Below are 26,642 nucleotides of genomic sequence, written 5' to 3' on the forward strand. Positions count from 1 at the left end.
GCCTCCATGTGGTCGGTAAACGTGAATCGCCAAACCGTCCGCAAAATCAGCCCATTTATTCAAAATTGACGAATGTAAAATATAGTTCCGGCCAAACGACTTATTTATGCTTTGGAGAAAGTAATGAGCGATCACACAGTTAGGCGGCCATTATGGATTCAGATTACTGGTTACGGGTTTGCCGCGGTTATGTTTGCCAGTGCTGCAATCGGCGGCCTTGCCTGGCACGCGCAATCGACGATGAACGACACTGCGGTAAAAAGCAAAACCGCAAGCGACCTCGCCGTCATCCAGGCCGAAATGGCCGCCATTTCGAGATCGGCAGCAGCGCTTGCCTCCTCCGTCGCCAATGATCCCGGTACGGTACAAATGATCGCAAACGGCGACCGCGAGGGTCTGCTGACCAAATACCAGCCCGGCATGGCGGCGGTTGCCAAGGAAGGCGCTTTGCAAACCTTCACTTTCCTTGACGTGACCGGAACGGTCGTGGCCCGGTCGCATTCGCCTGCGAAATTCGGCGACATGATTATCGGCAGACGGCAGACGGTGGCTTCGGCGATAAACACCGGTAAACTCTCCGCTGGCATCGAACAAGGTCGCACGGCCATCAATACCAGCGCTACAGCGCCCGTGATCCGGGACGGCAAGGTCATCGGTGCGATCGACGTGGGCACAGAACTCAGCAACGCCTTCTTCGGCCCAATTGCCGACCGCCTCGGCGCGGAAATTGCCGTGGACGTGCTGGTAGAAGGCAAGGTGCAAACCCAGGCTTCGACGCAGGGGGACAAGAGCATTCTTGCGGAAGAGCAGATCAGGGCGGCCCTCGATGGCAAGCCGGTGACGGCGGGCGTTACACTCGACGGCCGCGACATGATCATCAACGCTATTCCCTTCAACAATTTTGGCGGCGCCAAGCTCGGCGTCATTGAACTTGCCACCGATGCAACGACGATTCTTGCCGATGGTCGTCAGTCGACGCTGAACTCGATTGGCGCTTCCGTTCTGGTGTCGCTGCTCTCGCTGTTCGGTTTCCTATTCTTCGCCCGTGCGCTGGGTGGAGCGATTTCCCGGCTGACCGGGACGATGACACGGCTCGCCACGGGCGATCTGTCGGCCAGTGTCGAAGGCGGTCGTCGCCCCGACGAAATTGGCGCAATGGCCCGCGCGGTCGACGTGTTCAAGGAAAACAGCTTAAAGGCGCGCGAGCTGGAGCGGCAGGCGGAAGAAAACCGCAGCCTCAGCGAGGAACAGCGTCAGCGCAGCGCCGAACAAGAGCGCAGCCGTTCGCAGGCCATGGCGGAAGCGACCAGCGGCCTTGCTACCGGCCTGAAGCATCTGTCCGAGGGCGACCTGGCATACCAGCTCGACCGTGCATTCGTGGCCGACTTCGAACCGCTGCGCGCCGACTTCAATGCCGCCGTCAGCCAGTTGCGCGGCACGCTCATTTCGTTTGCGCAGGCCACCAGCTCGATCGACAGCGGCTCGCGTGAAGTCAGTCAGAGTGCCGACGATCTGGCCAAGCGGACAGAACAGCAGGCCGCCTCACTGGAGGAGACAGCCGCCGCCCTCGACCAGATCACTGTCAATGTCGCGAGCTCCTCCAAGCGAACCGAAGATGCCCGTACCGTCGCCATCCAGGCCAATGAAAGCGCCCGCCATTCTGGTGCTGTCGTTGCCAATGCCGTCGACGCGATGGGCCGCATTGAGCAGTCGTCGGGCCAGATCTCGAACATCATCGGCGTTATCGACGACATCGCCTTTCAGACCAATCTTCTGGCGCTGAACGCCGGCGTCGAGGCAGCCCGGGCCGGCGAAGCAGGCAAGGGTTTTGCTGTCGTCGCCCAAGAGGTGCGCGAACTTGCCCAGCGTTCCGCCAAAGCCGCCAAGGAGATCAAGGACCTGATCGGCAAGTCATCGGTGGAAGTCGGGACCGGAGTCAAGCTGGTTAGCGAAACCGGCGACGCGCTGCGCAAGATCGAGACCTATATCGTCACCATCAACCAGCACATGGATGCGATCGCCACATCCTCGCGCGAGCAGTCGGTCGGCCTGGCGGAGGTCAACACGGCCGTCAACCAGATGGACCAGGTGACGCAGCAGAATGCCGCGATGGTGGAAGAAGCCAATGCGGCCGGCGCTACGCTTGCCAACGAAGCCGGCCGCCTGCGCGAACTGATCAGCCAGTTCCAGCTCGGCCATGAACACGCGGTTTCGCGGCAGGACCCCGCGCCGCGCCGGGCAGCCCCGGTTACGGCAGTTTCCGGTCGCCCGTGGGCGTCGGCTTCAGCACCCTCGGTGCCGGCAGACTCGCCGGCACGCGGCATGGTCAGCAAGATCGCAAAGGCATTTGGCGGCGGGCAAAGCCGTGTTGCAGCAGCGCCATCGACGGACAGCTGGGAAGAGTTCTGATCGCTCCGACGATCCGGCTTTGACTTCCAGAAGCGGGGATGCTCAGGCATCTCCGCATTTTTGATACGCCGTCATGCCTCGAAGAAATGCAGTCTTTTGATCGGAACTCTTCCAAGACTGAGCCACAGTGCCGCTGATCTACCACTGAAGGCAGTGGTTTTCGTGCGGCCAAGCGCCCGTGCTGGCGATGCGGTGGGCGGCTCGTGTTTAAAACGGCGTCAACGGAGGGACTACGTCTGGAACGCTGTCCCTGGCCGACTTTATACTGCGAAAGCAGTTCGTTTAAAGACGCCACTCCTTTGCTAGTCACCCGAATCTGAAGTTCGGCTCATTGTTTTTTGGCAGAATCGCTTGACGGAGGCGAGGATTTGGCCGGCGGATTTCACCCATCTGTATGGCTTGGGATTCTCGTTGTGCGTTGCGATAAACGCGTCGATGTCGGCTTCCAGTTCGGCGGTGGAACGATGACACCGCGTTGCAATTGCTTGCGCATCAGCTCTGCAAACCACCGCTCGACTTGATTGATCCAGGAGGCTGACGTTGGCGTGAAGTGAACATGCCAATGCGGGCGGCGTGCGAGCCAGGCCTTGATCCTCGGCGTCTTGTGGGTCGCATAGTTGTCCATCACCAAATGCACGTCCGGCCCCTTGGGCATCTCGGCGTCAATCCGCTTCAAGAAGTCGAGAAATTCGGTCGCCCTGTGACGTTTGTAGCACTGGCCGATTACCGCGCCAGTCGCAACGTCGAGCGCGGCGAACAGGGATGTCGTGCCGTTGCGGACATAGGTATGGGTGCGCCGCTCGGCGATGCCCGGCGCCATGGGCAGAACCGGCTGCTCGCGATCCAGTGCCTGGATTTGCGATTTCTCATCCACGCATAGCACGACTGCCCGATCAGGTGGCGACATGTAAAGGCCGACTATGTCTTGCACCTTATCAACGAACAGGGGATCGGAAGACAGCTTGAATGTCTCCGAACGATGCGGCTGCAAACCAAACGCGGTCCATATCCGACGGATGGTGGTGTGCGACAGCCCGCGGTCGGCTGCCATCAAACGGATAGACCAGTGCGTGGCATCCTTCGGGGTGGTGTTCAATGTCCGTTCGACGACCTCAGCTACCTGGGCGTCAGAGACGGTTCGTGGCCGACCTGCGCGATATTCGTCGGTCAGCCCGTCAATGCCACCCTGCACGAACCTGCGGCGCCACTTGCCAACCGTGTGCTCGTGGACGCCAAGGCGTTCGGCAACATCTTTGCTCTGCAAGCCCTGCGCGCACAGCAAAACTATCCGGCATCGATCCGACAGCGAGCGCGGCGCCTTGTGCCGACGCACCTGAGACTCAAGAAAATTTCTATCCTCGTCGCTCAGAGCGACAAAGCCCGCTTGCCTGCCGACCATCAATCAAACTCCCGCTGTTACAACAGAAGCAAAATAAAATGATGCCTACTTTAGTTCCACGTTACTCTGTTATTCGTGGACTCGTCGCCGAAGGCGTGTCCATCAAGGAGATCGCGCGCAGAACCGGGCACAGCCGAAAGCTGGTCCGCAGTGTCGTCCGTGGTCAGCGGACCGACATCTTTCGGGTGCGGCAAACCTCTCTCGAACCGCAGTTGCCTTGGCTGGAAGCGCAATGGGACGCCGGATTGCGAAACGGCGCTGAACTGTGGCGGCAGCTTCGGCTGGTTGGTTTCGGTGGAGGTCTCCGCGTTGTTACAGAATGGGCAACACGACGAAGGCGAGCCGAAAAAGCCGAAAACGGGCTCGGCCACGCGCCCGCAGCACGCACCGTCGTCCGCCTGATGACCCTTGAACGCAACAATTTGACCAAGGCTCAGACGATGACGGTCGCTGCGATCGAGGAGCGACTACCAGACCTTGTCGAGGCCAGAGATGTCGTGGAGAGCTTCCACGAAATGCTGCGGCGCAAGTCTAAAGATGATCTGGACACGTGGATCGACCGCGCCGCAACAAGCTTGGTCGCGTCATTTGCCAACGGCGTTATCCGCGACAGAGCAGCGGTTCAGAATGCAATCACTTCAATTTGGTTGAACGGCCAGACAGAGGGCCAAATCAACAAGCTAAAACTCATCAAGCGCCAGATGTACGGGCGCGGGAAACTCGATTTGCTTGAGGCACGTATCGTCGGAGCGTATCCATCCGAGCAGAACCGCGGGATTTTGCTCGCCGCGCGTGATAATGTGGGTCCATGGAGATTGATGAGGACAAGATCGATGACGCGGTTTTGGCACTGCTATGGCTGACGCTGCATAACGAGGGTTGTGCGTGGAAAGGCTTCGACTGGGCAACGACGGATCGACTTCATAAGAAGGGCATGATCGGCGACCCGGTTAACACGTCAAAGTCGTTGATCCTGACCGATGAAGGCTTGGAGCGTTCGGAGGCGTTGTTCCGAGAGTTGTTCACCCGACCGGCGCTATAGCTATCCCTTTGCGCAACTTCCATTGCCAAGGCAGCAGTTCGTGCAGGCGGGTGACGGGGAGATCGGCGATGCGGGTGAACACATCGGCAAGCCATGCCTTTGGGTCGACATCATTAAGACGGCAGGTTGTGATGAGTGTGAGCATGACGGCAGTGCGCTCGGCCCCACGCTGGGACCCGGCGAAGGTCCAGTTGCGGCGTCCCAATGCAATACCTCTTAAAGCGCGCTCGGCGGCATTATTTGTGAGGCAAATTCGGCCGTCTTCCAGGAATAGCGCAAAGCCGTCCCAGCGCTTGAGCATATAGTCCATGGCTTTGACGAGGTCGGATGATCTGCTGAGCGTGGCGCGCTCGCGTTGCAGCCACGCATGCATGTCGTCGAACAGCGGCCTGCTTTTGTGCTGTCGCACCGCCAATCGCTCTTCAGCGCTCAGCCCATTGATCTGCCGCTCGATGTCAAACAGCGCGTCGAAGCGTTTGACGGCCTCAAGCGCGATCGGGGAGATCGGCCTGCCATTGCGCTTGCTGTCGCGCGCACTTTTTTCGAGATCGGCCAACTCAAAGAATTTTTCGTCGTGCATGCGCATGGCAAAAAGCAAACGTGATCGGCACGTCTTTCTGTGCGGCAATCGATATCGGCTCGAACCCGTTGTAACAATCCGTCTGCAGAATGCCGCCATATCTGGCCAGATGTCTTTGCGGATGCTCGCCTCGGCGGTTGCTCGAGGCGTAATAAACCGCAGCCGGGGGTGCATCCCCCTTGAAGGGCAGATCATCACGCACATAGGTCCAAATGCGCCCAGTTGTGCATTTGCTTTTGCCCCAGATGGGAATGGTGGTGTCGTCACCGTGGAGGCGCTCAGCCGCAAAGACCTGGGCCTCGATGAGATCGAACAGTGGCATGAGAGCCGATGTTCCAAGCCCGACCTGATCGCCAAGCGTTGAGGTCGACAGATCGATCCCCTCGCATTTGAACCGGGTACTCTGCCGATTGAGCGGGCTATGCATGCCGAACTTGTCGAACAGGATCGTCGCCAGCAGTTGGGGTCCTATGAAGCCACGCGGGGTGGCATGGAAAGGGGCTGGCGACTGGCTGATGGCCTCACAGTCACGGCAGGTGAACTTCTCGCGCACCGTCTCGATGACCTTGAAGCGGCGCGGAATTTCTTCCAGCGTCTCGGTAACGTCCTCACCCAGTTTCGACAGGCGCGACCCGCCGCAACACGCGCAGGTGCTCGGAGGGGCAATGACCACGCGCTCGCGCTCGACATCGTCCGGCCAAGGCTTGCGAACTGGACGCTTGCGCACAAACGGACGCACGTTTGCCGTTTTGGCCGCCGCTGCCTGCGCTGCAACTTCATCTTCGCTCGCTGCCGTCACCAGCTCTTCGAGCTGCAATTCCAACTGATCAATCAGCCGCGCTGAGCGTTCACTGCTCTGGCCGTGTAGTTCGCGCTTGAGCTTGTCGATCCGCAATTCAAGACTGGCGATCCGCGCATCGCGATCAGATAGCATGGCTTGCGCATTGGCAGCCTCCGCGACTGCAATGTTCCGCTCGTTGACGACGACATCGTGATTGGCCAGTAGCGCCAAATAGGCGCTGGCAAGGTCTTCGGGAAGAGCGTCAGGTTTCAAAGCCATGACACTATTCGATCAGATTTTCCCTGCATTTTCAATTGAATATTGCTATCCAACCTTTGTTGGACGCCATGTTTGTTGCGGATTTCGCCAGTCAATCCCAGACAGCAGATAAGACAGTTGCGCAGGCGAGATCGCCACCGCGCCACCGTCCGCAGAAGGCCAGATGAACTTGCCCCGCTCAAGCCTTTTTGTGAACAGGCAACTGCCCTGGCCATCATGCCAGATCAACTTGATCAGGTCGCCGCGCCGACCCCTGAAGCAAAACAAATGTCCACTGAGCGGTTCATGCTTCAGCACCTCCTGCACCCGAAGCGCTAACGATGGAAATCCACACCGCATGTCCGTATAACCTGTCGCTATCCAGACACGCACATCCTGGCCAGACGGAAGCGCGATCATTGTTGCCGCCGCAAAACATCAAGCACGCGCTCCAGCGTGTCGGAGGCAAAATCATTGCAAACCCGAACCCGGTGCAGCGGTCCAACCTGAATTTCGATCGCTCCCGAAATCGAAGATGTCACTGACCCACGCTCAGGGCAAGACAGAGCTTCCGCCTGTTCTTGGCCTGCATGTTCCTGGACCGACGCTTGCTCACCATCAGCTGCTGCCCAAATCTGCACGGGCAGAAATTCCGGTGACGTTGCAACCTCCTGAGATGAGAGCCGCGAAACCTTCAGAGCCTTGCGCCACTGATAAATCTGAGATGGGTCCAGATCGTATCCCCGCGCCACCGATGCCACCGTCGCGCCAGCCTCAAGCGTTGCCAGAACAATCTCTTCTTTTAACGCCGCAGGCCAGTGTCGGGTGCCTGCCGCCTTACGCGGTAAATCGATCCTGTGAGAACTCACGTGACGCTCCTTGTCTCTCGCTGTTAATCGCGACAAACAGAATCTTCACCTTCACTCATAACCACAAGACGGCCTTCCTCGGATACGTACGTCGGAGCAACGTGATGTCATCGAGATAGCGTCAGACCCCCGTTACTAAGCCGATTGACATACTGCGCGAAGACCAGCGACTGGACCGAAACGCGATACGACATGGTCGACGCCTTGAAGGGCGGTCTTACGTCGAGAGATTGCGATAAAATAGGCTGACAATCTTACGGCGGAGCTAAAGAAACACCTGGTGACTGGTAGCGGCCGCGTCCGTTGGAGCGACAACTCGATCTCGATCGATAGCGGGTATCAATAGGGTTTGTTACGCTCCACCCGAAGGCAAATTCGGATGATCACAATTCGATAGCCTTCGGTAGGTTGAGAACGAATGCACTCCCACGGCCAGGTCCGTCGCTCTGCACGGTGATGCTGCCCTCGTGAAGCTCTACAAGCTGCTTTACGAGTGCAAGCCCGATTCCGAGCCCTCCATGAGAATGTTCCCGGTGACCATCGACCTGAGCGAACATGGCGAAGATGGTCGTTGAAGCCTCCTGCGTCAGTCCAAGACCATTGTCCGAAACAGTTAGGCGGAAAGACTCGACGTCTTCTACGAGCTCGACGTAGATCTGACCGCCATCCGGCGTGTACTTGGCTGCGTTGTTCAAAAGATTAGCAAGGCATTGTGTAATTCGGACATTGTCTGCCATGGCGTCGCATGACCGCTCGGGAAGTTTAACGACTAGATTGTGGCCCTTCGCATCGATCGCTGGCCGGGTCATGTCGACAGCGGATTCGACTGCGTCCCGCAGGTCGAAGAAGGCCTTGCGAAGGACGATTTTGCCCTGCGTAATTCGCGATACATCTAGGAGATCATCCACCAGATGGCTGAGGTGAGTGATCTGCTCTTGCATCAGCTTTCCGATCTTTGCGGTCTGTTCTTCACCGTTAACTTTCTTCAGGAGCGAAAGGCCGCCTTGCAGAGCGGCGAGCGGGTTGCGGAGTTCATGAGCAAGTACGGCAAGGAACTGATCCTTGCGCTTGTCGGCAAGCTGTAGAGCCTGAGCCTGGGATTGCAGTAGATCCCGCTGCTCGGCGAGCGTCTGGCGCTGGCGGTAGACTTCCAGAAAAACATCCGCCTTGCTGCGAAGGATATGGGCTTCGATCGGCTTCTGGATGAAGTCGACGGCGCCGACCTCATAGCCTTGAAAGCGCCGCTCGGAGCTGTGCGCGCCGGCTGTAACGAAGATGATCGGTATGCGTTTGGTCCGCTCGTTGCCACGCATCAGTTCGGCAAGCTCGAAACCATTCAGGCCCGGCATCTGAACGTCGATCAGCGCCAGTGCAAAATCATGGTGCAGGCATAGCTCGAGCGCCTCGTCGCCCGACCTTGCCTTGACGAGTTCGAGATCAGGACGCCGGAGGAGCGCCTCAAGAGAGAGAAGGTTCTCGGGGAGATCGTCGACGAGCAGGAATTTGACCGGCGTGTTCATCAAGCGATACCTAGAAGATATGACGAAATATTTTGAAGAGAGAGGACGCGGGCTTGAGGGCACGCGGCAATAGCGGCCTCCGGCATCGCGCGTGCGTAAGCGCCAAGCGGTTGCTGGACGATCACGCCGCCGCCGGCCTTGGCTACTGCGGACAGCCCTTTCGCCCCATCGCTATTAGCACCCGTCAGAACAACGGCCAGAAGACCGTCACCCCACGCCTCGGCGGCGCTTTCAAACGCTACGTCGATTGACGGACGGGAAAACATCACTTCCTCGTCAGACGACAGCGCGATGGTCGCCCTGTCTTCGATCAACATGTGGTAATTAGGAGGGGCGAAGTATATTACTCCCGGTTCGATCGGTTCTTTGTCCTCGACCTCCACCGCTCGCAACTGGCACTTCGCATTGAAGATTTCGGCAAGTACGCTGCGTTTGTGAGGTGGCACGTGGACGACCACGAAAACCGGATATGGATACCCGGACGGAAGCGAGGGAAGGATTACGGACAGCGCTTCAAGCGCGCCAGCCGAAGCTCCGATAATGACAGCGCCGTGAGAGGTGTCGGTCATGCGCCGGTCCTCCTGTAGATCTTTTCCTCGCGCACGAAGTCCTGGAAAGCGTCCTCATGACGAGAAAACCGCAACGTCTCCTTGGAGCCCAGCCCGAGGAAACCGTTGCGCGGCAGCGCGTCCCTAAACAGCGAAACCGCGCGATCCTGGAGATCACGATCGAAATAAATCATGACGTTGCGGCAGGAGACAAATTGCATCTCGCCGAACACCTGGTCGGTGACGAGACTATGATCGGAGAAAACCACATTGCGTTTCAGGCTCTTGTCAAAGACACAGCGATTGTAACCAGATTGATAGTAGTCCGACAGGGATGTCTTACCTCCTGCCTGCTGATGGTTCTCAGTAAACAGGCGTAGCCGGTCCAGCTCGTAGACGCCGGCCTCCGCCTGGGCCAGTGCTTCCGGGTTGATATCTGTCGCGTAGAATAGGGTTCGCTCTTCCAGTCCCTCTTCGCGGAACAGGATGACGAAGGAGTACAGTTCCTCGCCGGTGCTGCATCCGGCGATCCAGATCTTCAAAGATGGATAAGTGCGCAGATGAGGTACAACCTTTTCGCGAAACGCCCGGAAATAGCTCGGATCCCGAAACATCTCGCTGACCTGGACCGTGAGGTAGCGCAGCATTCGCGGCAACATGTCGGGATCGTGCAGAACGCGCTCCTGCATCGCGGAAATTGTCGCAAAGCCTAATTGCTCGCGCGCCTGACGCAGCCTTCGGCGGATCGATGACATCGCGTAGTTGCGGAAATCATAGTGGTAGCGATGATAGAGCGCCTCGAGCAAAAGCCTGATCTCGATGTCTTCTATCTTCTCGTAAGTCTCCGTCATTGAGGCATCCAGACACGGACAAGCGACAGGAGTTTCTCGACGTCTAGCGGCTTGGCCATATAGTCGTTGGCGCCGGCCTCGATACACCGCTTTTGGTCGTCGGGCATAGCTTTCGCCGTCAGCGTGATCACCGGTAGCTTCTTCCAGTTCGGATTGTTGCGGATGTGGCGGGTGGCGGTCAGCCCGTCCATCACCGGCATCATCACATCCATCAAAACCAGATCGATCCGGCCATCGGTGCTGGAAAGCGACCGGTCCAGCTTCTGCAAAGCTTCCTCACCGTTACGGGCGATTTCGATAACGGCACCACGCGGCTCAAGAATGTTCGTCAGCGCGTAGATATTGCGCACGTCGTCCTCAACGATCAGGATCCGGCGTCCCTCAAGCAAGGCGTCGCGATTCCTGGCCTTTCGGATCATCTTCTGCTGTTCGTCGGGAAGTTCGGACACGACTTGGTGGAGGAAAAGCGTCACCTCGTCCAAAAGGCGCTCCGGTGATTTGGCTCCCTTGATAATGATCGATTTGGAAAAGCGCCGTAGGCTCTGCTCTTCCTCTGCCGAAAGGACCCGCCCCGTGTAGACGATCACAGGAGGGAAAGAATGGGCAGTGTCCTGACTGATCGTTTCGAGAAGCGCAAATCCCGAGGCGTCCGGCAGCGAGAGATCGAGCACCATGCAATCGAAAGTCTGTTCCTTCAAAAGCGCCAGGCATTCCGCCGCAGTGCCAGCTCCGACGGTCTCCACATCTTGCGATCCAATGAGCTTAGAGACTGCCTCGCGCTGGATCTGGTTGTCCTCAACAATCAAAACGCGGCGCACGTTCTGCGATATTTTTGCCTCCAGCGATTTCAGGACGTCAAGAAGCTCATCGCGTTGGACCGGCTTCATCGCATAACCGATGGCGCCTAGTGACAGAGCGCGTTCGGAATAATCTTCCGCAGATATGATGTGAATTGGAATATGGCGCGTCCGAACGTCACGCTTAAGGCGATCAAGGACCGAGAGCCCAGACTGGTCCGGTAGACCAACGTCCAAAACGATCGCGCTTGGCGCGTGTTGGCGGGCAAGTTCAAGTGCTTCTTGTGCCGTCCCGGCGACCAGCACCTGAAAGCTCAGCTCTCGCGCCAGATCACGCAGAATCATCGCGAAGGACTGGTCGTCCTCCACAACGAGAAGTTTACGGGTGGGGCTACCGCTCAGATGACGATCGTCGTCGACGATGCCATGCGAACGCGGCGAACGTTCTGTTGCAATGGGATTACTGGTGAGGGCAGGTGCTGTGGTGCCCGTAATGATAGCAGGTTCGGGCGCGCGAACGGCACTAGCCGAAAAGATCTTCGGGATGATCACGGTGAACGTACTTCCCGTACCTGGACGGCTTTGCAGATGCATCCTGCCGCCGAGCAGACGGACCAGTTCTCGCGAGATCGAAAGCCCGAGGCCCGTTCCGCCGAACTTTCGACTGATCGTGCTGTCTGCCTGATGGAAGGCCTCGAAGATGTTGCGCTGCTGGTCCTCGGCAATTCCAATTCCGGTATCGACCACGGAGATCGCAATCTGCGCATCACCGGCAGGGCGGACAAGGAGCGATACCTGCCCCTCTGCGGTGAACTTGACGGCATTTGCCAGAAGGTTCTTGAGGACCTGCTCGAGGCGTTGTGGATCCGTCTCGATGACCGATGGGACGTCCGGGGCGACTTCGATCGAGAGGTTCAGTCCCTTTTGGGCAGCGAGCGGATCGAACAACTGCCGAAGTCCATCGACAGTCCGGTTGATGGCAACTGGCTCCGGACTGACCTCCACATGGCCGGCCTCGATCTTCGAAAGATCAAGGATATCGTTGATGAGGTTCAGCAGATCGTTCCCCGAAGACTGTATCGTCTGTGCGAACTTGACCTGTTCCGCCGTCAAATTCTCGTCGGCGTTGTCCGCCAAGAGCTTGGCAAGGATCAGCGAAGAGTTCAGCGGGGTACGCAGTTCGTGTGACATGTTGGCCAGAAAATCTGATTTGTAGCGGCTGGCACGCTCCACTTCTTGTGCCTGCAATCTGACGGCGTCGTTCGCTTTTTCAAGGTCGTCCTTCTGTCGCTCAAGCTCCTGCGCCTGCTCCTCGAGCTGGGAATTCGTCTGCTCCAGTTCCACCTGCTGCTGTTCCAGACGGGCCTGAGATTCCTTCAGCGCCCTACTCTGCTCTTCCAGTTCCTCGTTGGATACTCGCAGTTCTTCGCCCTGGACCTGAAGCTCTTCCGTCTGCCGCTGCGTCTCGTGGAGCAGTGTTCGTAGCTGTGTACGGAATTCGGCTGAGCGAATGGCTGCCGCGATCGTGTTGGACGACCGCTCGAGGAGGGCGAGAACGTGATCGCCGACCGGGTGAAGAAAGCCCAGTTCGAATACCGCCTTGACCTCGCCGTCCACCATCGCCGGCGCCAGCGTCAGGTAGCGGGGCTTCTGTTGGCCGAGGCTGGAGCCAAAACTGATATAGCCGTCAGGAAGCTCACCTACCGTGACAGGACGGTGATCTCGAAGAACATGACCGAACAGACTATCGCTTTCTTCGAATCGCTCTGGAATAACTGTACCTGCAGGAACACCATGAACGGCTGTAAGAGCGTATCGCGCTCCATCCCTCACATAGAGCGAGCCTGCAACGGCACCCAGGTAGCTTGTGAGAAAGCGCAATATGTTCTGTCCAAGCTCTTGCGTAGACTGTTCCCCGATTACAACCGGTCCAAGACCGACCTGCGCTTCCTGCTGCCACTGCTCGTTCTTGCGTGCCAAGGTGGCACGGCGCATCAGGCCACCGATGACCAGCGTCAGGACGATGCCAAGAAAGCCCGTCAACAGGCTCGTGGCGAATGCAACGACGTAGGCCCTGTTCATCTCCGCGACACGCTGGGTACGCACGTCGGTTTCTGCATTGCGGATTTCTGACACGAGTGTGCGGATCGCGTCCATGTCGAACTTACCGCGGTCCGTATTAACGAGCGCGAGGGCCGCAGCAGGGCCGGCGGTTCGGTAGGTTCGAAGCGTTTCGTCGAGCTCGGCTAACTTTGAGGAAACGGAGTTACGGAGATCTTCTAACCGATAGCTTTGCGCGGTGTCCGTTGTGATCAAGCTCTCGACCCGCGCAAGCCGCGCCTGTATCTGCGCAACGGCCCGCTGATACGGCTGCAGGTACTGCTCTTTGCCGGTCAGCAAATACCCACGCTGACCTGTCTCGGCATCCTGGACATCAGACAGGAGAAGGTCGATCGAGACAATGACCTGATGGGTCTTGACTACGCTTTCGTTGCTCGTCCTCAACGTTTGCGTAGTGTAAACCGCAACGGCGGCACTGATGACGAAGAACGCCAAGGCAGTGGATAGACCGAAGGCCAAAGACTTATCCAGCCCAAGACCACCTATCTTGGTCACAGCAGCACTTTTCCTATGCATCTCTTCTCACACAATTTTCGAAGCGGAAGTTGTATGCGCATGAGCCATGACGACGGGAATCATGCAAGCGTCGAATCTGACTTCTCAGTTGGTTCGCCGCAGATATTACTCATTCTAACAGAGATTCATGAGGGCCGCCCGGGCCGCCACCGGCGAAATCGTACCGCAACATAAAATGGACTTTCAACTGGATCGCCGTTTGCCGCGTGTTGCAACCAAAAATCGCCGACACGGAACATATCGCAATCCGCCGGGTTTGCTTCCCGACCTCGAGGCGTGACCATGACAGACCAAGACGAAACCACAATCCAGATCGTCGAAGAGAGTGTCAGCGTCGGCAAGGAACGCGTCGCGACGGGACGTGTCCGTGTCTCCACTTCCAGCTCGGAAGTAGACGAGCTAGCGCAGGCCACTTTGTATGGCACGCGCGTCGAGGTCACGCGGGAGCGCATAGATCTTGAGATCGATGCGATCCCCGAAACCAGGGTTGAAGGCGATACCACGATCATTCCCGTCCTCGAGGAGATCGTCGTTATTGAGAAGCGTCTAGTCCTTATAGAAGAAATCCGCATCCGCCAAATCGTGACTTCGGAAGACGTCTCCGTCCCGGTAACCGTTCGCAAGCAGACCGCCACCGTCGAGCGTATCGACGAATAGCATAGGAGGAAACACCATGGCCTACATTGACCAGAACACCGTGCCATCCCATTCCAATACGATCACCGCCTTCTTCCACGACCGTTCTGAAGCAGACCGCGCGATCGAAGGACTGAGCGAAGCGGGTATTCCCCGCTCCGCAATCAAGATGATCGCCGACGGCAGTGAGACAACCACGACGACGCACGAGAGCAAAGGCTTCTGGGCTGCGCTTGGTAGTTTTTTCTCGCTGACGATGACCGCAACACCTACGCCGCGTCAAAACGGTGGTGGCGTAGAAGGGCTTTCCGCAATGCTGTCGATACCAGAGTCTGAAATTGTAAAGCTTCTTTTCGGGCTCGTGACGGTTGCCGTGCCGTCTTCAACAAATACGACCTTAACTCCCGGACGAGGCACTCTGAGGCTCGTCAAGATAAGTCGGCAGAAATTGTTCTTAGTCGAGCTGATGACGACTGATTGGCGCCTTGCGTAGTGTCTAATTCATCCCTATATTGGGATGGATTGATGAAGGAGTCATGCTTGTCCCAAATCCAGAATTTCACGCTGAGCGAAGCAGGGTATGTCCTGGGCAGAACCCCAGCGATGCTCAACAAGGCGGTTGACACAGGTGTCATTCACGCCCGGCAAAAGAAGGTGGGGAACATGGTTCAAAGGCTCCTTGGCCCGGCCGAACTGCGCTTCCTGCGGCTTGCAGATGAACTCGACAAGGACCTGACGCCAGCAGGGCGGCGCCGGCTCTATGGTGCCTTGCGCAAATTGCCCGATGATGCTCACAAACTCCAGCTCGGTAGGCTTGAACTGGATCTTGCGCAAATCGATACCGATCTTAAAGTCCGAATGGCGAGACTTGAGGCCGTCAGAGACAGGATTGAGAGAAAGGGCGATCGGGGTGAGGCGGTTGTTCGTGGAACGACTATTTCGGCGCACTTGATTGCCGCTTTGACGCGCGCCGAGGGTGTCGATGTGGTCCTTAAAGATTTTCCTTCCCTTACGCGGGATCAGGTCGAAGCTGCAGTCGAGTATGCGAAGGCTTACCCGAAGCGCGGGCGTCCCTATCCAACGAAGAGCCTGAAGAGCACTTTGGCCGATTTGGCTGATGCTGGTGCATTCGATGATGACGGTGACCCTGGTGAAGTCGCACCAAGGGCCATTCCGTGACGCTTTATCTGCTCGATGAAAATGTTCTCCGTGAACTCAAGCACGGCGGGCACAAGAATGTGCATCAATGGATCGCGACGGTCGATGACACGGATCTTCGGCTGAGTGTCGCGACGCTATTCGAAAAGCGTCGGGGAGCCGAAGCATTGATGAAGCGTGAACCGGAACGCGCTCAAAGGATCCTTGATGGCATCGAGATGCTCGAAAAATCGTTTTCTGATCGCATCATTCCGATTGACGGGCCGGTTGTCGCCGAGTGGACGCGCCTTCTCGGAAGCAAGAACAAGGACCGATGGGACGTTGCACTGGCCGCGACCGCACGCGTCCACCGGCTCGTGGTGGTGACGCGAAACGTCTCCGATTTTACGGGGCGTGGTGTTCGAATCCTCAATCCGTTCAAGTCACCCCCGGAAGTGTTGGATATTTAGGCGACCGCTCCGACGCGCAACGTTTCTTTCGGGGTTACGGGTTGGTTTGCATCTTCGCTTCGAGCGTGAGGCCCAGCGCGGAAATGACCTTGAGTATTGACACCAGTTCCGGATTGCCATCTTTTCCGAGCGCCCTGTAAAGGCTTTCTCTAGCTAACCCTGTTTCTTTCGCTATCTGCGTCATTCCTCCCTTTTTCGCACGGGCAAGATGGCCCAACGCGTCGATAAATGAGGAGGGGTCGCCAGAGGCCAGGGCAGCATTCACATTGGCAGCTGGATCCCCGACCGGTGGAAGGCCTGTGGTGGTGGAGTCCTTCACCGGCTCAACGTCTCGAACCGTTTCCAGCAGATCGGCTTGCGCGCTTGATTCCTCTACTTCCCATTCGTCAGAAGTCGCGCGGTCGCGTAAATTTTCGCGGAGGTCAGCGCTACATTTGGCTAGAAACGCGCTCCATTGTTCTCCGGTTTTAAATGTTACCGGTGACTTCTCAGGAACGTTCAAAAGGACAGCTTTTTTCCCAGCCTTGATTAGGCGCAGGACGTTCAAGACCGTGCCAGGGCTCTTGCCGTCCCAGATCATGAATCCGAAATCGGCCTCTCGGGTCATCTCGCGGTCCTTCGCCGCATAAAACTGGAAGCCCTTCACGTGCTTAGGCGGCGTGATATTTTGCGTTCGCCATTCACCGAGATTATTGCGAGGTTTGTCGCCGGAGCAGAATACGGTCACCTTTTCATAGGCTGCGTCTGAAAAGTGCTTTTGGACTGCTTTGTCCGCACCATTGGCGTCGCCGACAACTACGTGATGCCCATTCTCAATGATATTGTTTAATCGCTCTTTCGCTTGAGCAGGCAGCCGCGAAATGTGTCGCGAGCCACCGATGAAGACGGTGTTCAATGGTTGCTCCGTGTCTTGGTTATCGTGAGGACGCGTACACTAGATGCTTGGCCTTGTCCGAGCAGGACTTTGGTGATCTCGTTTAGCGTGGTGCCGGATCGGAAAACATCGTCGAATAGAAGAATGTTTTTCCCAGCTGTATACCGGGGGTCAACAGCGTAAAGACCGCACGCTAGGTCTTTGCGCTTCGCCGGATCATTCTCATTTTTCAGCTGAGCCGTTGGGCGAGTGGTGGCGACGCATTTTATGACGGGGATCTGGACGCTTGCGCCAATCCCGTCTGCCAGAACGTACACAGGCTGGACAGCGCGGGGGGTGACGGAGGCGCGGGGATAAGAATGTCAAATTTTGCGCGGTGAGGCTGGATGAAGGCGGCCGCGGCTTCGATGATACCCTGCGCCGCCCCTTGGTTGTTCTTATACTTCAACTAATAGAGAAAGTCTGCAATAGAGGGCCTCACAGTATCGAATTGCATATGACCAGCTTCATTGTAACCAACTGGCGTGCTGCTGGTCGTATGGAGATCGAGCGCCACGCCAGACTGCCAGTTGACGTTTATTTCTTGCCAATGAATCTCGACCGCCATTCTGCCCTCAGTTGCGATATATGTAGCCTATGGGTTACATCTCTGCAAGGGCCTTGATCTTATATGGCTCGACCGATCAAGGTGATCCAGTCATAAGAAGCCGGAATTGTACGCGCAACACGCGTTGCGGAGCGGAGCTGATGGCGATGTCCGAAAAGAGCGTATTCCAGGAAACCTATATACGGGCGGCAGGAGCAACAGCCTTTATCGCTGTGGTCAATACGAACGGTGATGAAGGGATTGGTTCGGCATTCCATATCGGCGAAGGTATATTCGTCACGGCTCGGCATGTGATCGATGGCGTTACCATCAAAGAAATTGCGACCACAAAGTCCGCACACCTGAGCGAAGAAACTGGCGGGAAGGCTGCCCCGCCGCGATGGCTTGAGATCATCGATGGACCCTATTACGGACCGGATGAACTAGACGTCGCAGTCTTCCGCGTCGACCTCGGTGAAACGCCGTGGCCTGCGATCACGGTCAGCCAGCACACGGACTATTCCCTCGAAGAGAATGACCTTATCCTATCAGACGTACTTGTTATTGGTTATCCTCCGATTCCATTCACAACTGTGCCAACCCAAGTTGTAACGCTGGGACAGATAAACGCTGTTGCGCGTTCATCATTCGAAGATCCTGCACTTCATCGCATCTGCTACAGCCCGTGGCGGCTTCAGCGGTGGTGTGGTGCTCGACAAGTCAGGCATCGCGCTTGCTTTGGTTACCGAAAGTCTCGGTAAAAGCGATATGCCCTTAGAAACGGGATATATGAGCCTGTTGTCGATCGAGCCCGCGGTGGATCTGGCGGCCGAGAAGTTTGGCTTCAGCACGCACGGCAGCTATCCCGGTCGATACAGTGACACGCTGTTCGCTGTGAAATTCTCAAACCCCAGCGCTCGTCCGCTCAGCTCGTTCATCTGTCCGTCGTCGAATGATTTGAGACTTCCTCGGCTTTGGAAGAATGGAGTTTCCGGCTCGGTTTGCGCGTTGATTTAAGCTGCTTTCTTTTGGTGGTTCAAGCGGCGTTGTCTGATGGTGTCTCTTTTGATCTTTTCGCGTTCGAGCAGTATGGTCTGGCCGCGCCCGGAGTAGACGTCGGCTGGGGTAAGATTGTCGAGGCTTTCGTGATAGCGCCGATGGTTGTAGTGCTCGACAAAAGCCGCGATCTGAGCTTCGAGGTCCTCCTGGAAGAACTAGGACCGGATTCCGTCAACGCGCTCGAAGATGCCGCCCACCAAATACCTGAAGAAATTGTCACGGTCGTTGGTGCCGAAGGCCGTGGAGGCGCCGGCCTTATTGCCGTCCGGGCATTGAATCCGAAGTTTGCACGTAGCCGACCATCACCGGTCGCTGAGCCAGTGACGAAGGGATTTCGCGCTGGCAAGGCTCCGCCAACACTAGGAATTGTGGACAGTTATTTAAGCCACAATATTGTCGCTGCGAGAGCGACCATGGCTCGATAGTTCCGGGCCGTTTTCTCGTATCTGGTGGCAATACGCCGAAATTGTTTGAGCTTTGAAAAGCAACACTCGACCAGATGGCGCTGCGCGTAGAGTTGCTTGTCGAGTGGATATTTCTTTGCGCGAGCGGGGGTGTTTGGAATGACGGCTTTCGCTCCCTTCTCGGCGATAGTTTTGCGCAGTCGGTCACTGTCGTAGGCGGTATCCGCCATGACGACCTCGGCGGGAAGCTCTTCAACCAGAGCGTCGGCCTGTGGTGCATCACCTTTCTGGCCTGCTGTGAGAATGAAGCGCACGGGGCATCCAAGACCACGCACAGCCATATGAATTTTGGTGCTTAGGCCGCCGCGAGAACGGCCAAGGGCCTGATCTTCAGCCCCCTTTTTGCGCCGGAGGCGTGCTGGTGAGCGCGGATGATGGTGCTGTCGATGATCAGGTATTCGAAATCACGGTCATCTGACATCGCTTCGAAAACCCGCCACCAGACGCCCTTTTGGCTCCAGCGGCTAAAGCGCCGAAAGACGCTGTTCCAATCGCCGAACACCTCAGGCAGGTCACGCCAGGGTGAGCCTGTGCGTGCGATCCAAAGTACCGCTTCCACGAACATGCGATTATCCCGCCCGGAAGAGCCGCGGGTGCGAGCATCACCGATGATGTGTCGGGAAATCCGATCCCATTGGTCGTCTCGAAGAATCAAACGCTCCAGGACACCCATGACGGCCTCCAAAAGACAGTCTTGAATCGCATATCTAGATGTTTGGGAATCCTAAGAGTCCACACATCCTAGTCAGTCAGCGATTTTTCGGGAGGACACCTGTGGTGAGATCGTCAGTGCAGCGCGCCGATGCAGCCTGGATACACGGACGAGGGCAGGATCCCCGAACCGAGCGACTTTTCTCCTCCACCGTTGTGATCATCGGTTGCGGTTCGGTCGGCGCGCCGGTCGCCTGTTCGCTGGCGCAAGCTGGCGTCGGCCATCTTGTACTTGTCGATCTTGATGAGTTGAGCTGGCCGAATGTCGGCCGCCATCCTCTCGGCGCGACTGCAATCGGCAAGAACAAGGCGATTGCACTGGCTGAGCGCTTGCAGATGGATTACCCCCATCTTCTTATCGAAAGCCGGTCATGTGGCATGAGCGCGCTCCTTCAGTTGGACACCGAATTGCTCGCCGGGGCCGATCTTATCATCTCGGCGACGGGCAGTTGGGCGGCGGAGCATGCTTTGAACGAGTGGCATCTTGAGCAAGGCAGGAAAAAGCCAGTCCTCTATTGCTGGACTGAGGCACACGCCTGTGCGGGTCATGCGGTGGCAATAGCCGAACACGGCGGATGCCTGCAATGCCATCTTAGCACCACCGGTACCCCGGATTTCAAGGTGGTGGATTGGCCAGATGGCCTTGGGCAGAGTAGGGAAGAACCGGCGTGCGGCGCGCATTTCCAGCCTTACGGCCCTGTTGAGCTTTCCTTTGTGAACGCTATGGCCAGCGACATGGCGCTCGAATGCTTGCTTGATGCACCTAGCACGTCAGTCCATCGGATCTTTGCTGCCCCGCACAAGCGCATTGGAATGCTGGGCGGGGTCTACAGTACTGACTGGTGTTCCGAGTTCGGGACAAAAGATGGCGATGGTAGGGTAGTCGATCGTCACTGGAGCGTACGCGGTTGCGCTGCTTGCCGCCGAGCGCCTTCTGATAAATAATCATGATATCCAGAACGTTGAGGTTCTGGCTGACTTTTTTCTGTGGGTAAGGGAAAATCAGGCAGGACAGGCAGCGGAAGCAAGCAAACGCCTTCTTGTTTTGTGAAAGTCTGGAAATGGCAGATCGCGTTGCACATACCAGCCGGGGCAAGTGGTCTTCACCAGGAATTCCGCATAAGGGGTGGACCTGCGTAGGCATCGACGATCTTGAAGCGCCGTCGCAGGAATGTGAAATGTGCGAAAGCGTTGATGTTCGCTACGTACACTACATGGAGCATCCGAACTATCCGGAGACACTTGCTGTAGGTTGCGTATGTGCAGAACACATGGAAGGCGACTACGTCAGGCCAAAGCAGCGAGAGACGGGGATGCGGCTGATCGCCCGCCGGCGGAAATCCTGGGCCGGGAAGAAGTGGCGGGTTTCGCAACTAGGCAATCATTTCGCCAACACTGAAGGCTTTAATCTTACTGTCTTTGAACGCGGTGAAGGATTTGGGATCTCTGTCGCGCGTCGCGGGACGGATAAGCGTCAGATTGGTAGGAAGAATTATCCGAGCCAGGAAGGGGCTAAAGCTGCCGCACTAAGCGCGCTCCTATGGGCGAAAACGCACTTGTGATGGCGCCGCAAGAGTCTAACGATCGCCCATAGAAGATGTCCCTTCCGGCAATTCGCGGCGTAAGCACCTCATAGGTTGCCCTGTATCACAGCGCAGCTTGATCTCAGGGCGGCTGTGACTAGAATGGGGCCTACCGGGGCGACAGAAACAAACTGAGTTATTGAATTCCAACATATACAATCATGCCGGGTTATGGGGCCGCGCGACCTGCTCCGGGAAACGCACGCCGTCAACCCGTTGCGACACACCAATGCCTAGCAACGCGGCTTGATCTCCTTGACGCGCAGATTGTTGGTGCCGCCGCTCGTCGCGAAGGGAAAGCCCGCGACGATCACGATATTGTCGGACGGACGCGCCATGTTCGCAGCGATCGCCGTGCGTTCGGCAAAATCCACCGATCGCTCGTAATCGAAGACACCGTCAAGCCGGGTACTGGTTACGCCCCACATCAAGCCCATTCGTCGTGCTACATCCGCCGCCTGCGTCACACCGAGGATCGGCATTGACGGACGAGCTCGTGAAATTCGAGACGCCGTCGTGCCGCTGACCGTGAAGGCAAGGATGAGCGGCGCGTTCAGTGCAGTTCCCACACTGGCTGCGGCGTAGGCCACGGCATGCGACGGCGTCTTCTCGATTTCCGGGTCGGTGGCCTCGAGGATGGGGCGATAGAGCTTGTGCCTCTCGGTCTTCTCGATGATCCGGTCCATCATGGCGACCGCCTCGACCGGGTAAGCGCCCGTCGCGGATTCGGCCGACAGCATCACGGCGTCCGCTCCATCATAGATCGCGCCGGCCACGTCGGATGCCTCGGCCCTCGTCGGCGTCGGCGAGGATACCATCGAGTCCAGCATCTGCGTCGCGACGATGACGGGTTTCGCCGCCATCCTGCAGGCGCGAATGATTTCCTTCTGCCTGCCGGGAACGTCTTCCGGTGGGATCTCGACACCGAGATCGCCACGGGCCACCATTATGGCGTCGGACAGCCGGACGATGTCTTCAATTTCGTCGAGAGCCGACGGCTTTTCGATCTTTGCAACAAGGCCGGCACGGTCGCCGACCAGAGATCGCGCCTCGATCATGTCCCGCGCTTTCTGAACGAATGACAAAGCGATCCAGTCGACGCCGAGATTGAGGCCAAATTCGAGGTCTTCGCGATCCTTCGCCGTCAGAGGCGATATGTCCAGAACGGCTCCGGGGATGTTGACCCCTTTCCGGTTGGATATGAGACCGGCAGTTATGACCTCCGCCTCGATGTGGTTGTCATCGACCCGGTTCACCCGGACACGCACGCGTCCGTCGTCGATCAGCAGGTCGTCTCCCGGCACCACCGCTTTGAAAATCTCGCGATGGGGCAGCGGAATATTCAGGAGACCCGTTCCGGGTGTCGAGCCGCACACGAAACGGACTTCCGCTCCCTTTTCGAGAGTTAGTCGCCCGTCGGCAATGGTTCCGATCCGGATTTTCGGGCCTTGGAGGTCCTGCAGGATTCCGATCGGCGATCCAAGTTCCTGTTCGATAGCCCGGATGCTTCGGAACACCTGCTCGTGGCTGCTTCGCTCGCCATGACTGAAGTTTAGCCTGAAGGTATCGACGCCCGCCATAAAAAGTGACTTGAGAATTTCGGGTGTATGCGAGGCGGGGCCGACCGTCGCGACGATCTTGGCCCTGCGGTTGTTGCGAATGAACATGATGGTTTAGCCAATCAGGATTGCACGGATGTCGTTGACGTTGGTGAGTGTCGGACCGGTGATGATGAGGTCGTCGACGGCTTTGAACGCCGTATAGCTGTCGTGGCGGGCCAGAGCGGTGCGTGGCGTGACGCCTGCATTGCGCATGCGCGAAAGGGTGTCGGGCGTTACGATTGCTCCGGCCGCATCCTCGATACCGTCGAGGCCGTCGGTGTCGCCTGCGATTGCCCAGACCCTGTCCAGGCCATTCAATCCGATCGCGAGACTGAGGAGAAATTCTGTGTTTCGACCGCCGCGCCCCGTCGCGTCCGATGAAAGCGAGACCGAGGTTTCGCCACCGGAGAGAATGACAGCAGGACCGGAAACCGGTTCTCCTTTCTGTTTCGCCGAGGTCGCAATTGCGGCGAGGACCGTACCGACGTCCTTGGCTTCACCCTGGAGCGCATCGCCAAGAATGAGAGGATTCAGTCCCTGGTCCCGCGCGACCTGCGCCGCAGCAGCCAGGGCTTTGCCCGGCGAGGCGATCATTCGAACCACGGTGTTCGGATTTGCAGGACCACTCGGTGCGCCGCCACTAGACAGAACTTCTTCTGCAGCCGCCGGCAGCGACAGGCGATACCGCGCGACGATCTCGCGCGCGTCGTCGATGCTGGTTGGGTTGGCGACGGTCGGGCCAGAGGCGATCTCCGAAGGGTCGTCGCCGGGTACGTCGGAAATCAGAAGGCTGACGACACGGGCGGGATAGGCGAGTTGCGCCAGACGACCGCCCTTAATGGTCGACAATTGCCGGCGCACGGTGTTCATCTCGGAGATTGTTGCACCGCTTTCCAGCAGGGCCTTGTTGACCGCCTTTTTGTCGTCGAGCGTCATGCGCCCGGCCGGAGAAACAAGCAGCGCGGACCCGCCACCCGAAATCAACGCAATCACCAGATCGTCAGGACCGAGATCGCGGATACAGGCGGTGATACGTCCCGCCGCTTCAAGGCTCATTGCGTCAGGTACAGGATGGGCCGCCTCGATGATGTCGATCCGTCCCGCCGGAACAGCGTGACCGTAACGGGTGACCACGACACCACTAAGGTCGACACCGGTCCATGCTGTATCGAGGGCAGCCGCCATGGCCGCCGATGCCTTGCCAGCACCGATGACCACGCACCGACCCTTCGGCGGTTCGGGAAGGTGATACGCGACCACCTTCGCCGGGTCGGCACTTGCTACGGCTGCATCGAACATTCGGCGCAGCGCGTTGCGAGCGGAAGTATCCGTCCAGATCATTCGGCAGCCACGAGGATGTTCGAGCCGGCGATCGCCTCGCAGACGGCATCCGTAACTTGCTGGGTCGTTGCCTTGCCGCCAACGTCGGGTGTCAGAATGCCCGCCTCGGTAACCCGCTCCACGGCTGCCATCAGCCGTGCAGCCGCATCGCGCTCGCCCAGATGTTCCAGCATCTGTGCCGCAGTCCAGAAAGTGGCGATCGGGTTTGCGATACCCTTGCCGGTGATATCGAACGCCGAACCGTGGATCGGTTCGAACATCGAAGGGAAGCGACGCTCGGGATCAATGTTGCCTGTGGGAGCGACGCCCAGAGACCCTGCCAATGCACCGGCGAGGTCAGACAGGATGTCGGCATGCAGGTTGGTGGCGACGATCGTGTCGAGGCTCTCGGGCTTGAGCGTCATGCGCACTGTCATGGCATCGACGAGCATCTTGTCCCAGGTGACGTCAGGAAACTCTTTCGAAACTTCGGCCGCGATCTCGTCCCACATGACCATGCCGTGGCGCTGGGCGTTGGACTTGGTCACGACCGTTAGCAGCTTGCGCGGGCGAGACTGCGCGAGCTTGAAGGCGTAGCGCATGATACGGGTGACACCGACACGGGTGAAGATCGCAACTTCCGTTCCGACTTCTTCCGGAAGTCCCTTGTGGGCGCGGCCGCCGTGGCCGGAATATTCACCTTCGGAGTTCTCACGAACGATGATCCAGTCGAGATCGCCCGGGCCGCAGTTGCGCAACGGCGGCGTGATGCCAGGCAGGATTTTCGTCGGACGGACGTTCGCGTACTGGTCGAAACCCTGGCAGATCGGAAGACGAAGACCCCAGAGTGTGATGTGATCCGGCACGTCCGGTGCGCCGACGGCACCGAAATAGATCGCGTCAAAGGGCTTCAGCGTTTCAAGTCCGTCGGATGGCATCATCACGCCATGCTTCTTGTAGTAATCAGAACCCCAGTCGAAGGTTTCGGTGTGAATTTTAAAGTCGCCGCTACGCTTCTCCAGAGCTTCCAGCACCTGCAGGCCGGCAGCGATGACTTCGGGTCCGATGCCATCGGCGGGGATGGCTGCAATCTTGTATTCACGCATGTCTTTCTCCAATTCCAAAAATCAGTGTTGTATGGACGGTTTGTGTTTCGGCGAGCCCGAGGAGGTCTTGGCGAGGATCAGGGTGACGATCGCGGATATGACCAGGAGGGCGGAGACGAAGTACAGGCCGCCTGCGAAGCTACCGGTCGTGTCCTTGATCCAGCCAATCATCGACGGACCGACGAAGCCGCCGAGATTGCCGATCGAATTGATCGTCGCGATGCCCGCGGCCGCGGCCGGGCCGGATAGGAAGAGCGTCGGCATGCTCCAAAGCGGCGGCTTTGAGGCGCTGATGCCGATATTGACCAGCGTCAGGGCAACGAGGACCGTAAAGACCGTCATCGCGCCCGTGGCGAAGGCAAGTCCTGCCGCAGCGAGCAGGCAAGCGCCGACAACATGCCAGGTGCGCTCACCTGTCTTGTCGGAATGGCGTGCCCACAGGATCATCCCGACAACGGCAAAAATTGCGGGAATGGCATTGATCAGGCCGACATGGAAGGAGGCCAGACCGAAGCCCTTGATAATCTGCGGTGCCCAGATGCCGAGTGTATAGAGGCCCGCAGAAGTACCAAAGTAAACCAGCGATAAGGCGAGCACTCGAACATCGGCGAGACCGGCCCAGATGCTGTGGCTTGCCTTTGGCTTTCCGGCCTGCTCCTGCTCCATCGTCTTGACGAGCCAGTTACGCTCTTCGTCGGTCAGCCAGTTTGCCTTTTCCGGGCGGTCCGTCAGATAGAACAGGACGACGACGCCGAGGATAACTGCAGGAATGGCTTCGATAATGAACATCCACTGCCATCCGGCCAGGCCCCAGAGGCCGTGCATCTCGAGGAGCGCGCCGGAAATCGGCGATCCGATAGCTGTCGCGAGAGGCGCGGCAGCCATGAACATGGCGGTAACGGCGGCGCGACGCCGCGCCGGGAACCAGTAGCTCAGATAGAGGATGATGCCGGGAAAGAAGCCAGCTTCGGCGACACCCAGCAGGAAGCGTAGAATGTAGAAGCTCGTCGATCCCTGAACCAGCGCCATACAGCCTGATACGATGCCCCAGGTGATCATTACCCGAGCGATCCAGATACGCGCACCGACTTTGTTCAGAATGAGATTGGACGGCACTTCAAACAGGAAGTAACCGAGAAAAAAGATGCCAGCGCCGAAACCGAAGACCGTGGACGAGAACCCAAGGTCTTGGTTCATCGTCAGCGACGCGAAACCGATGTTCACGCGATCGATGAATGCAATGAGATACAGGACCATGATGAATGGCACAATGCGCCACGTGATTTTGCGCAATACGCGCGTCTCCAATTCGCCAGTCATAGCGAGCTCCTCCCAGATGTAAGTCTTCCGCCCTCCAGCGGCATCGGGCGACCCTATTATCCCCTTTCCTCAGAGCCAACACTC

The 26,642-nt window shown here is 57.8% G+C and carries 22 protein-coding genes and 3 pseudogenes; 10 read left to right on the top strand and 15 right to left on the bottom strand.

The window, feature by feature from the left end; genetic code table 11:
• Window positions 1-123: 123 nt before the first annotated feature.
• Entirely contained in the window at window positions 124-2,409 is a 2,286-nt protein-coding gene (locus tag AVI_RS23770; protein WP_012650517.1) for a methyl-accepting chemotaxis protein, read from the top strand.
• A gap of 302 nt (window positions 2,410-2,711) precedes the next feature.
• Here the strand turns inward: AVI_RS23770 and AVI_RS23775 are convergent.
• A pseudogene (locus tag AVI_RS23775) lies at window positions 2,712-3,808 on the bottom strand (IS630 family transposase).
• Window positions 3,809-3,873: 65 nt separating this feature from the next.
• On the opposite strand from AVI_RS23775, the pseudogene AVI_RS23780 reads away from it, so the two are divergent.
• Together AVI_RS23780 and AVI_RS23785 are read left to right on the top strand one after the other, a co-directional pair.
• A pseudogene (locus AVI_RS23780) lies at window positions 3,874-4,566 on the top strand (transposase); the annotation flags it as partial.
• A 50-nt stretch (window positions 4,567-4,616) separates the two neighbouring features.
• Entirely contained in the window at window positions 4,617-4,850 is a 234-nt protein-coding gene (locus AVI_RS23785) for a DUF6429 family protein (protein ID WP_012650518.1), read from the top strand.
• On the opposite strand, the gene tnpC is transcribed toward AVI_RS23785, so the two are convergent.
• The 7 genes from tnpC to AVI_RS23820 form a co-directional block, all read right to left on the bottom strand.
• Window positions 4,831-6,490 (bottom strand): IS66 family transposase gene (tnpC, locus tag AVI_RS23790; protein ID WP_015914915.1). Its coding sequence is split into 2 segments (ribosomal slippage): window positions 4,831-5,418 and window positions 5,420-6,490, totalling 1,659 coding nucleotides; the frame shifts between segments, so codons are not numbered across the junction. The two genes, AVI_RS23785 and tnpC, sit on opposite strands and share 20 nt — an antisense overlap.
• A 45-nt stretch (window positions 6,491-6,535) precedes the next feature.
• Window positions 6,536-6,889, bottom strand: coding sequence for an IS66 family insertion sequence element accessory protein TnpB (gene tnpB, locus AVI_RS23795; RefSeq protein WP_012650519.1), 354 nt, complete (start codon window positions 6,887-6,889; stop codon window positions 6,536-6,538).
• A complete protein-coding gene (tnpA, locus tag AVI_RS23800) occupies window positions 6,886-7,338 on the bottom strand; it encodes an IS66-like element accessory protein TnpA (RefSeq protein ID WP_015914914.1) in 453 nt (150 codons plus the stop codon). Before tnpA ends, tnpB begins: the two co-directional genes overlap by 4 nt.
• Before the next feature lie 383 nt (window positions 7,339-7,721).
• Window positions 7,722-8,858, bottom strand: coding sequence for a hybrid sensor histidine kinase/response regulator (locus AVI_RS23805; protein ID WP_012650521.1), 1,137 nt, complete (start codon window positions 8,856-8,858; stop codon window positions 7,722-7,724).
• Entirely contained in the window at window positions 8,858-9,427 is a 570-nt protein-coding gene (locus tag AVI_RS23810) for a chemotaxis protein CheB (protein WP_012650522.1), read from the bottom strand. Before AVI_RS23810 ends, AVI_RS23805 begins: the two co-directional genes overlap by 1 nt.
• On the bottom strand, window positions 9,424-10,257 hold the full coding sequence (locus AVI_RS23815) for a CheR family methyltransferase (protein WP_012650523.1): 834 nt from the start codon (window positions 10,255-10,257) through the stop codon (window positions 9,424-9,426). The genes AVI_RS23810 and AVI_RS23815 overlap by 4 nt, the downstream gene beginning before the upstream one ends.
• The gene (locus AVI_RS23820; protein ID WP_012650524.1) at window positions 10,254-13,691 is read right to left on the bottom strand and encodes a response regulator; all 3,438 of its coding nucleotides are present in this window, start codon (window positions 13,689-13,691) and stop codon (window positions 10,254-10,256) included. The genes AVI_RS23815 and AVI_RS23820 overlap by 4 nt, the downstream gene beginning before the upstream one ends.
• A gap of 282 nt (window positions 13,692-13,973) precedes the next feature.
• On the opposite strand from AVI_RS23820, the gene AVI_RS23825 reads away from it, so the two are divergent.
• Genes AVI_RS23825 through AVI_RS23840 form a run of 4 tightly spaced genes read left to right on the top strand, consistent with a single transcriptional unit; the run spans window position 13,974 to window position 15,934 of the window.
• Window positions 13,974-14,348 carry a YsnF/AvaK domain-containing protein gene (locus AVI_RS23825; RefSeq protein WP_049777445.1) on the top strand — a complete coding sequence of 125 codons (375 nt, stop codon included), beginning with the start codon at window positions 13,974-13,976 and terminating at the stop codon, window positions 14,346-14,348.
• A gap of 16 nt (window positions 14,349-14,364) precedes the next feature.
• Window positions 14,365-14,820, top strand: a complete 456-nt coding sequence (locus tag AVI_RS31255) for a hypothetical protein (RefSeq protein ID WP_012650526.1) — start codon at window positions 14,365-14,367, stop codon at window positions 14,818-14,820.
• A gap of 47 nt (window positions 14,821-14,867) precedes the next feature.
• On the top strand, window positions 14,868-15,506 hold the full coding sequence (locus AVI_RS23835) for a DUF433 domain-containing protein (RefSeq protein WP_234618167.1): 639 nt from the start codon (window positions 14,868-14,870) through the stop codon (window positions 15,504-15,506).
• Window positions 15,503-15,934: a type II toxin-antitoxin system VapC family toxin gene (locus AVI_RS23840; RefSeq protein ID WP_012650528.1), complete on the top strand. Its 432-nt coding sequence runs from the start codon at window positions 15,503-15,505 to the stop codon at window positions 15,932-15,934. The genes AVI_RS23835 and AVI_RS23840 overlap by 4 nt, the downstream gene beginning before the upstream one ends.
• A 34-nt stretch (window positions 15,935-15,968) precedes the next feature.
• Here AVI_RS23840 and AVI_RS23845 read toward each other — a convergent pair whose 3' ends face one another.
• Entirely contained in the window at window positions 15,969-16,829 is an 861-nt protein-coding gene (locus tag AVI_RS23845; RefSeq protein ID WP_012650529.1) for an addiction module antidote protein, read from the bottom strand.
• Between the two features lie 726 nt (window positions 16,830-17,555).
• Between AVI_RS23845 and AVI_RS23855 the strand changes: the two genes are divergently transcribed.
• Window positions 17,556-18,155, top strand: a complete 600-nt coding sequence (locus AVI_RS23855; RefSeq protein WP_234618168.1) for a S1 family peptidase — start codon at window positions 17,556-17,558, stop codon at window positions 18,153-18,155.
• A 252-nt stretch (window positions 18,156-18,407) separates the two neighbouring features.
• Here the strand turns inward: AVI_RS23855 and AVI_RS29890 are convergent.
• Together AVI_RS29890 and AVI_RS29895 are read right to left on the bottom strand one after the other, a co-directional pair.
• A pseudogene (locus AVI_RS29890) lies at window positions 18,408-18,596 on the bottom strand (integrase core domain-containing protein); the annotation flags it as partial.
• Between the two features lie 233 nt (window positions 18,597-18,829).
• A protein-coding gene (locus tag AVI_RS29895; protein ID WP_085946654.1) for an IS5 family transposase occupies window positions 18,830-19,590 on the bottom strand; the annotation gives its coding sequence in 2 pieces (ribosomal slippage) (window positions 18,830-19,263 and window positions 19,263-19,590; 762 coding nt in all).
• 101 nt (window positions 19,591-19,691) lie between these two features.
• On the opposite strand from AVI_RS29895, the gene AVI_RS23875 reads away from it, so the two are divergent.
• Both AVI_RS23875 and AVI_RS23880 read left to right on the top strand, forming a co-directional pair.
• Window positions 19,692-20,573, top strand: coding sequence for a ThiF family adenylyltransferase (locus AVI_RS23875; RefSeq protein ID WP_012650532.1), 882 nt, complete (start codon window positions 19,692-19,694; stop codon window positions 20,571-20,573).
• A gap of 116 nt (window positions 20,574-20,689) precedes the next feature.
• The gene (locus AVI_RS23880; RefSeq protein WP_012650533.1) at window positions 20,690-21,190 is read left to right on the top strand and encodes a hypothetical protein; all 501 of its coding nucleotides are present in this window, start codon (window positions 20,690-20,692) and stop codon (window positions 21,188-21,190) included.
• 254 nt (window positions 21,191-21,444) lie between these two features.
• On the opposite strand, the gene pyk is transcribed toward AVI_RS23880, so the two are convergent.
• From pyk to AVI_RS23900, 4 genes are read right to left on the bottom strand one after another with little or no spacing between them, the layout of a single operon-like run.
• On the bottom strand, window positions 21,445-22,878 hold the full coding sequence (gene pyk / locus AVI_RS23885) for a pyruvate kinase (RefSeq protein WP_012650534.1): 1,434 nt from the start codon (window positions 22,876-22,878) through the stop codon (window positions 21,445-21,447).
• Window positions 22,879-22,884: 6 nt separating this feature from the next.
• The gene (locus AVI_RS23890) at window positions 22,885-24,153 is read right to left on the bottom strand and encodes a glycerate kinase type-2 family protein (RefSeq protein WP_041699325.1); all 1,269 of its coding nucleotides are present in this window, start codon (window positions 24,151-24,153) and stop codon (window positions 22,885-22,887) included.
• Window positions 24,150-25,238 carry a tartrate dehydrogenase gene (locus AVI_RS23895; protein WP_012650536.1) on the bottom strand — a complete coding sequence of 363 codons (1,089 nt, stop codon included), beginning with the start codon at window positions 25,236-25,238 and terminating at the stop codon, window positions 24,150-24,152. Before AVI_RS23895 ends, AVI_RS23890 begins: the two co-directional genes overlap by 4 nt.
• A 21-nt stretch (window positions 25,239-25,259) precedes the next feature.
• On the bottom strand, window positions 25,260-26,558 hold the full coding sequence (locus tag AVI_RS23900; RefSeq protein ID WP_012650537.1) for an MFS transporter: 1,299 nt from the start codon (window positions 26,556-26,558) through the stop codon (window positions 25,260-25,262).
• Between the last annotated feature and the right edge of the window lie 84 nt (window positions 26,559-26,642).

It is taken from the genome of Allorhizobium ampelinum S4, assembly GCF_000016285.1.
GTDB lineage: Bacteria > Pseudomonadota > Alphaproteobacteria > Rhizobiales > Rhizobiaceae > Allorhizobium > Allorhizobium ampelinum.